Here is a 14,333-nt window from a genome sequence, read left to right as displayed (position 1 = left end):
CCCGCCTCGCCGGACTGCAGCAGGCTGGCGGCCAGCGCGATGGCGCCGGCCGCGTCCTTGCCCGGCGCGGCAATGAGTCCGGTGGACAGGGCCTGCACGAACATGTCCGGCAGCGCCGGATCGTCGGTAGGCGGCAGCACCAGATGCGCGGAGCCGGCATAGGCGATCAGGCCCGTCTTGGCGCCTGCGCGGCGTTTCAGCAGATCACGCAGCTTGCGCTTGGCGGCTTCCAGCCGGCTGGGGGGAAGATCGGCCGCGTCCATCGATGGCGACAGGTCCACCGCCGCGATCAAGGGCGCGAGATTGTCCAGGAAGGCCGGGCGATCCTGCTGCCATGTCGGCCCCGCCGCGGCGATGCCTCCCAGCGCCAGCACGGCGGCCAGTATCTGCGCGGGGCGCGGGCCGCGGCTGCCCTGCGTGCGCACGGTCAGGTACGGCAACAGCGCGGGTGCGATATTGCTGCGCCACCCGAGCCGGCCGTCCTCGTCCCGCCGCCGCCATAGCAGCAAGACCGCGGCCGGAATCGCCAGCAGCCACCACGGACGCAGGAAATGGAAAGCGCTCAGGTCGATTTCCACACGCCCTCCTCCACGTTTGCGTCGCCTTGCGGCTTGGCGCCCTGGCGCCAACTGCGCAACGCGGCCGCCAGGTGCCAGCCTGCCAGCAGCAACAGCGCCAGGCCCAGCGGCAGCCAGAAGAAATCCTGCTTGGGCTGATGGCGCAGCTCGCGGACCTCGTGCGGCGTGATGCGGTCCAGCTCAGCATAGACCTGCCGCAGCGACGCCTGGTCCTGCGCCGGAAAGAAACGGCCACCGGTCTTGGCGGCGATTGCGCGCAGGGTGTCGAAATCGACCTTTTCCTCGCCTTGCGCTTGCGGATCGCCTATGCCGACGGTGTGCACCACGATATGGCGCGCGGCCGCCATGGCCGCCGCGCGGTCCGGCGGCACGGCGCTGCCGGTGTCGTTGCCATCCGTCAGCAGGATCAGCACCTGGTCGTGTTCGCCGGCGTGCTCGAACTGCTTGATCGCCACGCCGATGGCATCGCCTATGGCGGTGTTGGGGCCTGCCATGCGGGTACTGACCTGCTCCAGCAGCAGCTTGAGCGTGGCATGGTCCTGCGTCAGCGGCGCCTGCGGATAGGCCGCGGTGCCGAACACGATCAGGCCGAGCCGGTCGTCCTTGCGGCGGTCGATGAAATCGGCCACCACCGCCTTGACGCCGCTCAGGCGGTCCTCGCGATGACCGTCCGGAGCCAGGAAGTCCTCCGTCTCCATGGATTGCGAGATATCGATGGCCAGCAGCAGGTCGCGCACCGGCTGGCGGTGTTCCAGCGGCGGCTCGACCCGCTCGGGCCGCGCCAGCGCCAGGACCAGCAGCAGCCACACCAGCGTGTTCAAGGCCAGCTGCCAGCGGTCGCCGCGCACGCCAGGGCGCTGCGGCGTCTGGCCGGTGCTGCGCGCCACCGATTCGAAGAACGGAATGCGCACCGCGCTGCGGCGCTGCACGTATGGCGGCAGATAGCGGTACGCCAGCCAGCCCAGCGGCAGCAGCGCCAGCAGCCAGGGATACTCAAGCCGCCACATGGTGACGCTCCATCCATTGCCGGCTGGCGCTGAATAAACTCCGCACGCGCGCGGGGTCGATGGCCCGCAAGGTTTCGGGCGGCGCATAGGCCAGCGCTCTTAGCAAGACGCCGGCATCGGGAGGAAACACGGCCATGCCGCGGTCCATGAAGGCAATCCACTCCGCGCCTTGCAACGCGCCCACCCTGGCCCTGTCGGCCTCTGTCACCGACGACAAGCCGACGCGCTTGAGCAGTTCCGGCAACGCGCGCGCAGCCAGCGGGTCCGACTGCGTTTGCCGCCTCAGCGCCTCCAGCATGCGCAGGCCTGCGCGGCGGTAATGATTGCGCCTGCGGCGGCGCGCGATCCGCCATGCCGCCCATCCGGCCAGCGCCAGCACCACGACCAGCAAAGCCAGCCAGCCCCAGGTCTGCGGCCAATAGCTGACCGGCGCGGGCAGCGGCAATTGCCGCAGTTGTTCGATGGAGGGCGCGGCGCCGGCGTTCATGCCCTGCCCCTGGCTAGCGGACGGCTCGCCTGCCGCCCCAGTTCGCGGCGCAACTGCGCCACGGTGTCGTCCGCCGTGTCGATGGACAGCAGCGGCACGCGGCTGCGGCGCAGCAGCTCGGCCACGTCGTGCAGACGTCCTGAAAAGAAATCCGACAGGGGTTCGCGCACCTGCTTGCGATCCGCCGCCACCTCGACCTGCAGCTCGCCTTGCGTCACCACCAGCCGGCCGCGCAAAGGCAGGCGCAGCGCCAGCGGGTCATACACCAGCGTCGCGACCACGTCGTTATGCACGGCCAAACTGCGCAACAGGCGCAAGCTCATATCATCAGCCCCGGCGAAATCGCTGACCACGCACACCAGACAATCGTGCGGCGCATGCGCCAGCGCGCCTTGCAGGGCCTCGTTCAACCGGCCGGACGCGTCGACATCGGGCTGATCGGCACCCATGGACTGGCTACGCCGCGCGATGGCGGCGAACAGCGCCTGGATGCGTTCGCGGCTGCGCAACGGACGCACGCTGTCGATGCCCGCATCGCTGAACACCAGGCCGCCCACGCGGTCGCCGGCCTGATACGCCATCCAGGCAGACAGCGCCGCCACGCGCGCGGCCACCACCGACTTGAAGCTGCGCACCGAGCCGAAGTACATGCCCATGCGCTGGTCCACCACTACCAGAACCGGCCGGTCGCGCTCTTCGCTGTAGGTGCGCACATAGGGCTTGCCCAGGCGCTGCGAGGCGCGCCAATCCAGCTGGCGCAGATCGTCTCCCGGCAGATAGCGCCGCAGTTCCTCGAAGTCCAGGCCGCGTCCGCGCAGGCGCGAGCCATGCTGTCCGGCCAGTATGCTGCGCACCGGCTGGCGGCTGAAGAAGCCCAGGCCGCGCGCGGCGGGTTCCAGCGCCATCAGGTCGGTGATGCGGACCTGGACCTCGGGGGAAGGAGCGGCTGAGGGCATGGCGGACTCAGACCGGCACCGCGACCGTGTCCAGCAGCTTGTCTATCACCTGATCCGCCGACACGCCGTCGGCCACCGCGTCATAGGACAGATGCAAACGATGCCGCAGCACCGGCCTGGCTACGCTGCGCACGTCGTCAGGCGAGGCGTAATCCTGCCCCGACAGCCAGGCGTGGGCGCGGGCCACCTTGTCCAGCGCAATCGCACCGCGCGGGCTGGCGCCGACCTGGATCCAGCGCGCGAGATCGGCGTCCTGCCCGGCAGGATGGCGCGTGGCGTTGACCAGGTCCACCAGGTATTGGTCCAGCGCTTCGGACACGTGCACCCGATCGACTTCGGCGCGGCAGGCGAACAAGGCTTCCTGCGTCAGCGGCGCGGATTCGGGTTCCGCATCCTGGCGCGACTCGCCGCGCAGCATGGCCAGCATCTGCCTTTCGCTGTCGGGATCGGGATAGTCCAGCACGATCTTCATGATGAAACGGTCCATCTGCGCCTCGGGCAAGGGATAGGTGCCCTCCTGCTCTATCGGGTTCTGGGTAGCCAGCACCATGAAGAGGCGCGGCATGCGGTGGGTGGTGCCCGCCACGGTGATCTGCCGCTCTTCCATGGCTTCCAGCAGCGCGGCCTGCACCTTGGCCGGCGCGCGGTTGATCTCGTCGGCCAGGATCAGGTTGCCGAACAGCGGCCCCTGCTGGAACTGGATGCGGCTATTGCCTTGCGCATCTTGCTGCAGCACCTCGGCGCCGGTGATGTCCGAAGGCAGCAGGTCGGGCGTGAACTGGATACGGCTCATGGCGGCGGCCAGATGCTGCGCCAGGGTCTTGACGGTGCGGGTCTTGGCCAGCCCGGGCAGGCTTTCCAGCAGCAGGTGGCCGTCAGCCAGCAGGCCCAGCAGTACCTCTCGTATGACGGCGCCCTGGCCCAGCACCGAGCGCGCGATGGCGCGCTCCAGTTCCAGGATGCTGTCGCGGTTGCTCATCGGCATTCCCTCTCCTGCGTGATGGATGGCATGTCGGGCTAGCGGCTGGCGACGCCGTTCCTGGCGGTCTGGGCCAGTTTCCATTGCTCAGGCGTCATGACGGTGCGGAATCCCAGGTGCGACATGCCGTTCATCGGGTCCGTGCCGCGCCGGGCGCTGGTGCGGTAGCTGATGCAGTAGGTGTCGCTGCACAGGAACGAGCCGCCGCGCGTCACGCGCTTGGGCGCGCCTGGCGGGACGATGCCGTCGTCCGGGTCGTAGCTGTCGGCCGGCCCCGCCGGGTTGGCGGGCGGCTGGCGGTACTGCGCCTGGATCTTGAAGGCGTCGGCGCGATACCAGTCGGCGGTCCATTGCCACACATTGCCGGCCATGTCGTACAGGCCATAGCCGTTGGGCGAGAAACTGCCCACCGGCATGGTGCCGACCTGCACCTTTTCATCCTTCACCACCGGGAACGGCTGCTGTTGCTGCGTATCCCAGATATTGGCCATGGGCTTGCCCTGCGGCAGCAGTTCCTCGCCCCAGGCATAGGTGGCCTGCTCCAGCCCGCCGCGCGCGGCCATCTCCCATTCCGATTCCGTGGGCAGGCGCTTGCCGGCCCACTTGGCATAGGCCGCAGCGTCCTGATACGACACCTGCACGACCGGATGGTCGTCCTTGCCGGCGATGGAACTGCCCGGCCCTTGCGGATGACGCCAATTGGCGCCGGGCACATAGCGCCACCAGCGCGAATAGTCGCGCAAGGACACTTCGCTCTCGGTGCCGACGAACACCATGGCGCCGGGCACCAGCAGGCGGTCGTCGGGACGCGGCGTGCCGGGCGGCAGTTGAACCTGCAGGTCTTCCCACTTGGGCTTCTGTTCGGCGGTCGTGAGGTAGCCGGTGGCATCGACGAAGCGGCGGAACTGCGCGTTGGTCACGTCGTTGACATCCATCCAGAATCCGCTGACCGAGACCTTGTGCGCCGGCATCTCGTTGGGCTGCGCCAGCTTGTGGCTGCTGCCCATCAGGAATTCGCGCCCCGGCACCCAGGCCATGCCGGCCGGACCGCTCTTGCCATCGCCCAGCACGACCTTGGCCGCTGCCGGCGGGCCGTCCTTGCCCATGACCACATAGGCGGTGCTCGCGCCCGCGCCCAACACCACGCCGGCCAGCAGCAATGCTCCGGCGTAGCGCGTTTTTCCTTGTGTTTGCTTTGCCATTTCAATCACCCGAAAGCTAGCGGTTCAGGGGCGGCGGAGCCGCGCCCGGGGCTGGCAGCCCCTTGAAATCGTGCTGACGTTCAGAACACCAGTGTCGCGGTCGCCATGACCGTGTCGTTGCTGTCCAGACGGTTCGTACTGCTGATCGTGGGCACCCAGCGCAGGCTCAAGGACAGGGAGCGCTTGTCCGCCAGCTTCCGGTCATAAGTAACGATGGGACCCAGCGCCCAATCGTGACCCTTGAAGCCGTTGAGCCGGTCCGCGGTCGGTCCGGAATCGTTGCCCAACTGCTGGATGGTGCCCAGGATCAGGCCCGCGCTGACGCCGTTGCTGAATACCTTGCGGCCCATCAGGTCCATGCTGAACAGCGGCGCGTTGCGGTAGTCGGTGGCGTTGTTGCGGGTGTAGAACTGAAGGCCGGCCACGGTATCGAACTGGAAGCCGGATTCCGGGAATATCTTGGTGTAGGCCACTTGCGGAATGAAGGTCCAGTTGTTCAGGCTGGGGTTGGCCATGTCGTCGGCGTTGTACTTGCCGGTGGGCGCCCAGATATTCAGGCTGAGCGCCATGTGCGAGGTTTCGGAAAAATGGTAGCCCGCGATGATGGGCGAGAAATACAGGTCGAACAGGTTCGAAGCGGTATCGCTTTGACCAATATTCCGTCCCTCCGGACCCGTCACGGTGGAATTCACCTTGGTCCAGACATACGGCAAGGTGAAACTGGAGGCAAAATTCCAGCGCCCCGGCCCGGTGTCCCAGGTCTTCAGGACGGTGGCCAGCGTGAACGCGACTTTCGCGTCCAGGCCCAGCGAGGTGCGCCCCCCTACCGGCACTTCCCGGCTGCCGCCTATGTTTCCGTCGAGGTAGATCTGCGACAGATTGACGGCCCAGATCGGTTCGGGCGACACGATGCCCGCGTTGGGCTGCACGTTGGTGCCGGTGATCTGACGCCCCAGCGCGCCTTCGGTGGCCCAGGCGGCCACGGGCAAGTAGAACGCGGCGCAAACCACGACTGTGCGCGCCAACAGCACGCTGCTGGCCGCCTTTACTGCCGCGCTGATTTTCTTGAATGCCGACCTCGTACTGCCCATGCGATGTACCCCGGCAAGAGATAACAAAATGCAAAGACACGCCGTACGGAAACGCTGATTTCGGCAATGAGCGCCGAAATCAAAATTCGAGAAATCCATCGCAATATTCGCACAGAGTTTTACTTTCACCAAGCCGGGTTTCCGAGGCGCGCGGTGCTTTTTCAACTACGCGAAAGCTGTTGCCCCATCAGGTAGCGGCCAAATGAAAACAAGAAAAAGGGATGCCTGACGGCATCCCCTCGCACGGCGACTACCGGCGGCTCACGTCAGCCCGCCTGCTCAGCCTCCTGCCGCATCGGACTCGCGTGCACCTGATCGATGCGCAGCCCGTCGCGCCGGGTGACCTCGAAACGCCAGTCGCGCCACGCGATCGCGTCTCCCGCCTCGGGAATCCGTCCGCCTGCTCGCAGCAGGCAGCCTGCCAAGGTCGCGTCCGGATACTCATCGGCCAACGCGGGCGCGTCCAACAGGCGCGCGGCTTCCGCCACCGCCAGCCGGCCTTCCAGCAGCCACGATCCGTCGGCCAGCTGCAAGGCTTCGGGCTGGTCTTCCTGATGCTCGGGCAGATCGCCCGCGACGGCGGTCAACACGTCCATCGGCGTGATCAGGCCTTCGCACACGCCATGCTCGTCGACCACGATCAGCATGTGGTCGCGCGAGGCCCGCAGCTCGTCCAGCACCTTGAGCACGGGCGTGGTTTCCATGACGTAGCGCGGCTCGCGCGCCAATTCCACCAGATCGATCGGGCCGGGATTCTGCAACAGCGGCAGCAGGTCCTTGAAGTGCAGCACGCCCAACACATTGGCCGGATCGCCGGCGCACAGCGGCAGACGCGAGTGGCCGCTGGCGAACTTGCGCACGATGGCCTCGGGAGTATCGGCCACGTCCAGCCAGACCATGTCGCCGCGCGCCACCATGATGGAGCGGACGTCCCGCCCGCCGATGGAGAGCACGCGCTCGATCATGGTGCTTTCCTCCGGCGCAAAGGCAGGTTCGCCATCTGCGCCGTCGACCAGCGCAGCCACTTCGTCAGCCTGCCCGCCCGCCTGTCCGGCACGGCCGGCGCGCAGCAGCCGCAGCACGGCTTGCGCGGTGCGTTGGCGTCGGCCCAGGGCGTGCGTGCCCTTGGCGCGGTTGCGGCGCGCCAGCTGGTTGCACAGCTCGATAAGGATCGAGAAGCCAATGGCGGCGTACAGATAGCCCTTGGGCACATGGAAGCCCAGGCCTTCGGCCACCAGGCTGAAGCCGATCATCAGCAAGAGGCCCAGGCAAAGAATCACCACCGTGGGGTGGCGGCCGACGAAGGCCATCAGCGGACGGCTGGCCAGCATCATCACGGCCATGGCCACCACCACCGCGATCATCATGATGCTGAGGTCCTGCACCATGCCCACGGCGGTAATCACCGAGTCCAGCGAGAACACCGCGTCCAGCACCACGATCTGCAGGATCACCTGCCAGAACACCGCATGCTGCGGTTTCTGGCCCTGGTCGTGGCTGGCGCTGCCCTCCACGCGCTCATGCAGTTCCATGGTGCCCTTGAACAGCAGGAACAGGCCGCCCAGGATCAGGATCAGGTCACGCCCTGAGATCTCGGCGCCCAGCAGCGTGAACATCGGCTCGGTCAGCGTGACCACCCAGGCGATACTCGCCAGCAGGCCCAGGCGCATGACCATCGCCAGCGTCAGGCCGATCAAACGCGCGCGGTTGCGCTGCGCGGGCGGCAGCTTGTCCGCCAGGATTGCGATGAACACCAGGTTGTCGATACCCAGCACAATTTCAAGCACGACCAGGGTCGCCAGGCCTAGCCAGGCGGTGGGGTCGGACATCCAATCGAAAATCATCGAGATTCCATGCAAATCGGGGCCGGGCGCGAAATATCGCCGGACAGGATCAAGGGAAATGCGCCGCGGACGCGGGCTGAAGGCTCAGTGTGGGCGCGAATGCGCCTGGAGGCTAGCGGCGGAGCGCGGCAACCCAGGCGCGGCGTGGCCGCGGCGGCGAGGATGGAATCGGCGTGCGGGCTGCGCGCCCGGGCCGTGGCAGGAAGATGGGGCAGCGGGCGCCGGCTTGCTTGCGGCGCCCTGCTAGAAGGTGGGTCTTCAGTCATAAATGGCGGACGGCTCAGGCTGCCGGGGCAGCAAACGGATAGAGCGCCCGCCTTGCTCTCGTTCTTACAGGAAACTGAATACTACCTGAATCCGGTTTCGGGCGCATCCTGGCGAGCCTGGCTCCCGTCAGGGCGCGGGCGGCATTGCCCAGCCCGGCGGCCAGCGTGTCGATGCGCTCTTTACGGCGCGCGACCAACACCGCGTGCATGCCTTCAGCGACCAGTTGCCGCGCCGCCACCTGGGCGTTGGCGGGCTCCTGGCCGGTCAGTTTCCTGGGGTCGCCCATCCGCTGTTTCAGAGCCGGTCCTTGAAGAACGGCACCACCTTGTTCATGGCGATAGCCACGGGCTCGGGTTTGTCGTACAGGTCGTAGTGCGACCAGCCTTCGGCGACAACCATGTGCTTGTCCGTCGAGGCGGCACGGCTATAGATTTCCCAGCCGTCGCGGAAGGCGCCGAAACCGCCCGGCTTGTCGCCGATCACCACCATCAATGGCTGGGTCAGCAGCTCCTCGGCGTGCAGGAAAGCGTCCCAACCCATCGCCGCACCGCTGAACGACATGAGCTGGCTGGTCGCGCCATTGGGCTGCTGGCCGCGCGCGGTCTTGTAGTAGTCGGTGGCCTCCAGCACGTCGATGTCGGTGATGCGGGCCTGCTTCGCGGTCTCGACGGACGCCGGTAGCAGATTCGCCGCATCCGGGGCGGCGCCCTGGGCCTGGGCCGTGCGCATCTGCGCAATATTGGCGGCCAATTCTCGCGGCTTGAACTGTGCGAAGCCTTCACGGATCAGCCGGCCATAATTCACGCCCGTGATCGAAACCAGCGCCTTCAGGCGGTGATCGGTGATGCCGGCATGTACCGTGTAGGCGCCGCCGCCGCACACGCCAATGGCGCCGATGCGGTCGGCATCCACGTAGGGCAGCGATTGCAGGTAGTCCACCGCGAAACGGATGTCGGAGACGCGAATGGCCGGGTCTTCGATGAAACGTGGCGTGCCGCCGCTGGCGCCCTGGAAACTGGCGTCATGCACCAGCACTACGAAGCCCGCTTCTGCCAGCCCCTTGGCGTAAATGTTGCCGGCGGTCTGCTCCTTGCAACTGCCGATGGGGTGCGTGCTGACTATGGCGGGGTACTTCCTGCTCTCGTCAAAGCCTAGGGGCAGGTAGATGTCGGCGGCGGATTCCCAGCCCAGGTTCTGGTAGGTAACGGTTTGGATGGTGCTCATGTTGAACTCCTTTCGGTACAGGAGGGGCGCGATCTGCCCCGTATCGTGCCTTGGTTTCAGTGGCTTACTTCAGCTTGGCCTGGAAGAACCGCGCCAGCTTCGAGACGGCCTCGTCCACATACCGGGGCACGTCGTACAGATCCATATGATCGGCGCCTTCGACAATGTGCAGCATCTTGTCGGTGCTGGCGGCGCGGGCGATCAGGCCGTCGCTCATCCACTTGCTGCCGGCCTTGCTGCCGGCCACGACCAGGACGGGCTGGGTCAGGAAGGCTTCAGCCTTGTTGTAGGCGTCGTAAGTGATGATTTGGGTCAGATTGCGCGCCAGCGTGTAGCCTGGGGCGTTGGGATGCTCGCAGCGCGGCGTGTGGTAGTACTCCCACGCGCCACGCAACTCGGTATTGGGCGCGTCTTCTTCCTTCAGCGGGGCCAGCGGAATGGTGGCCATGTCGTTGTTGCTCGCATCGGCCGTGCGCGCCGCGGAGCCGGCTTCGAGGTAAGGCAGCGCGTCGGCGTCCTTGACCGTGTTCTCCCAGCCGTTGCGGAACATCTGGCCGATGTTCACCGCGCTAACCATGCCCAGCGCCTTGATGCGGCGGTCGTTGATGGCGGCGTTGGCGCTGTAGCCCGCGCCAGCGCAGATGCCCATGGCGCCGATCCTGTCCTGATCCACGTAAGGCAGCGTGGTCAGGTAGTCGATGACGGCACTAACGTCCTCGGTGCTGATGTAGGGGTTCTCCAGCTGGCGCGGCTCGCCGGTGCTCTCGCCCTGGTAGGAGCGGTCGAAGGCGATGGTAATGAGGCCGTTCTCAGCCAGTTTCTTGGCGTAGAGACCTGCGGCCTGCTCCTTCACGCCGCCACCAGGGTGGGAGACGACGACGGCCGGGTACTTCCTGGATTCATCGAAACCGGCCGGGAAATTGATGATGGCGGCCATGGTAACGCCTTGGCCGTTGAGGTTCTTGAACGAGACATTGGGCATGAGGTTCTCCAGTCAGGAATAAAAAATCGTCGCTGGACGACATAGACAGGATTCAATGGTAAGGACGCCATTGCATTTGATAAATAGGCTGTTCAAGACATTAATGATTAGTTAATCTAAACAAATGCCGATTGAACCCTCCCTCGCCTCATCCCTGACTTGGTTTGCCCATATCGCCAGAAATCGCAGTTTTACCAAGGCTGCGACGGAGATGGACGTGACGCGCGCCGCACTGTCGCAGCACCTCAAGGGGCTGGAGCAGCGCCTGAACGTGCGGCTGCTCAACCGCACGACGCGGGATATGTCGTTGACCGAGGAAGGCCGGCGTCTGCTGGACGTTCTGCAACCTGCGCTCACCGCAATTGAGCGAGCAGTGGCGGAATTGGGCGAGGCGCATGCCGAGCCATCGGGATTGATCCGCTTGAGTTCGTCGCGCATCGCAGCAAGGCTGCTGATCGAGCCGCACATGGGCGAACTTCTGGCGCGCTACCCAAAGCTGCGATTAGAGTTGGTAATGGACGACGGCTTCACCAACATCGTGGCCGAGGGGTTGGATGCCGGCTTACGCCTGGGTGAGAGTCTGGATGAAGGGATGGTGGCGGTGCCGGTCACGCCTCCACTTCAGTACGCCATCGTTGGTTCTCCAGCGTACTTCGCGCGCCACGGCATGCCTGAAACTCCGGCTGACCTGATGCAGCACAACTGCTTGGCCTACCGATTCACATCCAGTGGAACCATCGACCGTTGGTCCTTCACTTCACCGGACGCCAAGGCGCGCACGGTGGTGTTCGAGCCGCAGGGCAATGCCGTTTTCAATGACGACGAGAGCATGTTGCGCGGCGCTCTGCAAGGGGTGGGGCTGGTGCAGCACATCGATCTGTGCGTGCGACATCACCTGGCCGAGGGCTCGCTAGCGCGGGTGCTGGCGCCCTGGTGCAGGACGTTCCCAGGGTTCTTCCTTTACGTGCCCTCGCGCGCGCAGATGCCGGCCAAGATCCGGGCGTTGATGGACTTCCTGATCGAGAAGCGGGAACAACTCGCTAGAGAATCTGTCGTGGCAGAGCAAGGCGGCAAATAGACATGGTGGCGGCCCAGCCTTGCGTCCGCCTTCGACGACTACGGTTGGACCGAAACTCCGGATGCATGGGACGACGCAGTAGCAGCGCACCGCCATGCAGCAAGGCTACATTTCAAATTCAATGACCAAAGTTGCCAGTTCCACGCACTTCTACAACTTCGCGGGATTTTTACTGGTATTAACCCTAGGTCAGCGATATACTGCCGGCACTTTCAACTCACCCGAGATCAATGTGGACAACGACGGATGTAGTCGACACACGACTGCAAGCGCCGCTTGACGCAGGATCCGCGGCTATAGTCCGCGCCGGTCCTGCCTGAAGCCAGGACCCGGCTCTCCGGCCCCCTCCCAAGGGCCGCCAGCCCTATCCCCTACTGCTTGCCGACACGCGATGCGTTGCGCCTGGTTGCGCGCGCCCGCGGCCGGCCAGGCGGCGCATGCATGTGGACCTTCCACCGTACTCCCCGCTAAGGAGACGATCATGCGTATCAAGCAATTCCTGCCCTTCCTGGATCGAACCGGCGCCGCACTGACGGCGGCGGCCGGACATGTGCCGGCCCCGCCTAAGCCGGCCGCGCCTAAGCCGGCCGCGCCAATCTACCAATTCACTATCGTGAGCCTGGGCGACACGCTCAACGCGCTGCGCAAGCAGCTCTATTACGAACTGCGCGACCTGGACTTGCGCGTGCTGGCGGTGCGCATTTCGCGCAGCGAATCGGATCAGCTGGCGTCCACCATCGTCACGCTGCATTGCCCGCCGCACCTGCGCAATCTGCTGGGCGCGGTTGCACTGCGGCTGGGCCAGAGCCCGGACGTGCGCCGGGTGCACTGGGAATGCGAGTCCGGCGCGGCGATTGCCGTGCTGCCCGCCTGACACAAGCGCGGCCGCAGGCCGCAGCCGGGAGGCTGTCATGAAAGATCCGTACAAAACCCTGATGATTGCGCGCGTCGTCGCGCTGGCGCTGATCTGGCTGGCGGGGCTGCTGCTGGTCCTGACCTCGGTCTGGCGCCTGCCCTGAGCGGCCCGCGCTCCCTTCCACAAAATGCTGAAGCATCGAGAAGAAGATGAAGAATTTCGAAAACATCCAGCTCATCACGCTGGCCAACACCCTGGTCAGCCTGCTGACCGCATTCGTGCTGGGCTCCGTGGTCGGCTTTGAGCGCCAATTCCGCCAACGCACCGCCGGCCTGCGCACCAACGTGCTGGTGGCGGTGGGCGCCGCCATCTTCGTGGACCTGGCGTTCCGCGTGGGCGGCGCCGACGGCGGCTCGCGCGTCATCTCTTACGTGGTCTCGGGCGTGGGCTTCCTGGGCGCCGGCGCCATCATGCGCGAAGGCGGCAGCATCCGCGGCCTGAATACGGCCGCCACGCTATGGGGCTCCGCCGCCATCGGCGCCTGCGCGGGCGCATCGCTGATCCTGGAAGCGGTTGCCGCCACGGCCTTTGTGCTGGCGGCGAACACCTTGCTGCGGCCGGTGGTCAGCTACGTCAACCGCCAGCCAGTGGATTCGCAGACCACGGAAGTCACAACCGTGATACACGTAATCGCAAATGTGGAGCAGCGGCAGGCCGCCATGACGGTGCTGGAAGACGTGCTCGAAACCGAGCAGCTGCCGCTATCCGAACTGAAGATCGACCAGTTCGGCGAGAACGAGGTCGAGATCGAGGCCGCGCTCAGCGAAGCCTCGGTGGACGAACTGGACCTGGACCGGGTCACGGCCAGCATCGCCGCTTCGCCCGCCGTGCGCACCGCATTCTGGGCGTCTCGCACGGTGTAGCTCAGCCCGGATCAGGCCGCCTGGCGCAAGACCACCGAGGCCGGATCCCAGCGCCGCCCCGGTACGGCGGCCAGCAAGGCCTGCGTGTAGGGATGCGCGGGCTGGCCGAAGACCTGGGCGCAGGCGCCCGCTTCGACCACCCTGCCGTTCTGCATGACCGCGATGTCGTCGCAGACTTGCGCGGCCACGCGCAGGTCGTGCGTGATGAAGAGGATGGACAGGCCCAATTGCTCGCGCAGCCTCGCCAGCAGCGCCAGCACCTGCGCCTGCACCGACACGTCCAGCGCCGATACCGGTTCGTCCGCGATCAGCACCCGCGGCCGCATCGCCAGCGCCCGCGCCAGCCCGACCCGCTGACGCTGGCCGCCCGAGAACTCGTGCGGATAGCGCTGCAGGGCGTCGGGCGACAAGCCCACCAATTCAAACAGTTCCTGCGCGCGCGCCAGCGCTTCGCGCCTGGGCGTGCCGTGCACGATCGGACCGCGCGCCACGATCTCGCCCACGCGCTGGCGCGGATTCAAGGAACCGTAGGGATCCTGGAACACCATCTGCACCCGCCGCGCATGCTCGCGCCGCGCGGCGGCCCCCTTGAGCGCCAACGGTTCGCCAGCCAGGGTGATGCCGCCCGCATCCGGCGGCGCCAGTCCGAGCAAGGCGCGCGCCAAGGTCGATTTGCCGGACCCGCTTTCGCCCACGATGCCCAGCGTGCCGCCCTCTTTCAGGCTCAAGGTCACCTCGTCCAGCGCCCGCGTCTCGCGCCCCGGGCGGCCGAACCATCCGCGCTTGCGATAGGTCTTGGAGACGCCTTGCGCGCGCAGGATGATGGGCGCGTCGGCCGGCACGGCGGGCCGCGCCGCGG

Annotated in this window: 15 protein-coding genes; 3 read left to right on the top strand and 12 right to left on the bottom strand. The window is 66.2% G+C overall.

All coding sequences use genetic code 11. From position 1 onward, the window contains the following. From VIR09_RS21565 to VIR09_RS21515, 11 genes are all read right to left on the bottom strand, one after another. Positions 1-578: VWA domain-containing protein (locus VIR09_RS21565; protein WP_332014706.1), on the bottom strand; the 578-nt coding region annotated here is incomplete at its 3' end. Beyond that, entirely contained in the window at positions 563-1,585 is a 1,023-nt protein-coding gene (locus tag VIR09_RS21560) for a VWA domain-containing protein (RefSeq protein WP_332014705.1), read from the bottom strand. The genes VIR09_RS21560 and VIR09_RS21565, both read right to left, overlap by 16 nt. Beyond that, entirely contained in the window at positions 1,572-2,072 is a 501-nt protein-coding gene (locus VIR09_RS21555; RefSeq protein ID WP_332014704.1) for a DUF4381 domain-containing protein, read from the bottom strand. The genes VIR09_RS21560 and VIR09_RS21555 overlap by 14 nt, the downstream gene beginning before the upstream one ends. After that, positions 2,069-3,028, bottom strand: a complete 960-nt coding sequence (locus VIR09_RS21550) for a DUF58 domain-containing protein (protein WP_332014703.1) — start codon at positions 3,026-3,028, stop codon at positions 2,069-2,071. The genes VIR09_RS21555 and VIR09_RS21550 overlap by 4 nt, the downstream gene beginning before the upstream one ends. A gap of 7 nt (positions 3,029-3,035) precedes the next feature. Next, complete coding sequence (locus tag VIR09_RS21545) at positions 3,036-4,007, bottom strand: MoxR family ATPase (protein ID WP_332014702.1); 972 nt, start codon at positions 4,005-4,007, stop codon at positions 3,036-3,038. A gap of 38 nt (positions 4,008-4,045) precedes the next feature. After that, on the bottom strand, positions 4,046-5,209 hold the full coding sequence (locus VIR09_RS21540; RefSeq protein WP_332014701.1) for a formylglycine-generating enzyme family protein: 1,164 nt from the start codon (positions 5,207-5,209) through the stop codon (positions 4,046-4,048). Between the two features lie 80 nt (positions 5,210-5,289). Next, positions 5,290-6,300, bottom strand: a complete 1,011-nt coding sequence (locus VIR09_RS21535) for a transporter (protein WP_332014700.1) — start codon at positions 6,298-6,300, stop codon at positions 5,290-5,292. Between the two features lie 266 nt (positions 6,301-6,566). After that, positions 6,567-8,144, bottom strand: coding sequence for a TerC family protein (locus VIR09_RS21530; RefSeq protein ID WP_332014699.1), 1,578 nt, complete (start codon positions 8,142-8,144; stop codon positions 6,567-6,569). A 280-nt stretch (positions 8,145-8,424) separates the two neighbouring features. After that, positions 8,425-8,697, bottom strand: coding sequence for a hypothetical protein (locus VIR09_RS21525; RefSeq protein ID WP_332014698.1), 273 nt, complete (start codon positions 8,695-8,697; stop codon positions 8,425-8,427). An 8-nt stretch (positions 8,698-8,705) separates the two neighbouring features. Beyond that, positions 8,706-9,635, bottom strand: a complete 930-nt coding sequence (locus VIR09_RS21520; protein WP_332014697.1) for an alpha/beta hydrolase — start codon at positions 9,633-9,635, stop codon at positions 8,706-8,708. A gap of 64 nt (positions 9,636-9,699) precedes the next feature. Then, complete coding sequence (locus VIR09_RS21515; protein ID WP_332014696.1) at positions 9,700-10,617, bottom strand: alpha/beta hydrolase; 918 nt, start codon at positions 10,615-10,617, stop codon at positions 9,700-9,702. Between the two features lie 124 nt (positions 10,618-10,741). Here VIR09_RS21515 and VIR09_RS21510 point away from each other — a divergent pair, with 124 nt between their 5' ends. The 3 genes from VIR09_RS21510 (at position 10,742) to VIR09_RS21500 (ending at position 13,474) form a co-directional block, all read left to right on the top strand. After that, positions 10,742-11,695: a LysR family transcriptional regulator gene (locus VIR09_RS21510; RefSeq protein ID WP_332014695.1), complete on the top strand. Its 954-nt coding sequence runs from the start codon at positions 10,742-10,744 to the stop codon at positions 11,693-11,695. 481 nt (positions 11,696-12,176) lie between these two features. Beyond that, positions 12,177-12,569, top strand: coding sequence for a hypothetical protein (locus tag VIR09_RS21505; protein ID WP_332014694.1), 393 nt, complete (start codon positions 12,177-12,179; stop codon positions 12,567-12,569). A gap of 191 nt (positions 12,570-12,760) precedes the next feature. Then, positions 12,761-13,474, top strand: a complete 714-nt coding sequence (locus tag VIR09_RS21500) for an MgtC/SapB family protein (protein WP_332014693.1) — start codon at positions 12,761-12,763, stop codon at positions 13,472-13,474. Positions 13,475-13,485: 11 nt separating this feature from the next. Here the strand turns inward: VIR09_RS21500 and VIR09_RS21495 are convergent. Beyond that, the coding region (locus VIR09_RS21495; RefSeq protein ID WP_332014692.1) for an ABC transporter ATP-binding protein at positions 13,486-14,333 on the bottom strand (848 nt) is incomplete at its 5' end.

The organism is Achromobacter sp., from assembly GCF_036567245.1.
In the GTDB taxonomy this organism is placed as follows: Bacteria; Pseudomonadota; Gammaproteobacteria; order Burkholderiales; family Burkholderiaceae_B; genus Achromobacter.
Note: the sequence above shows the minus strand (reverse complement) of the source record. Positions and strands in the feature narration are given on the sequence as shown.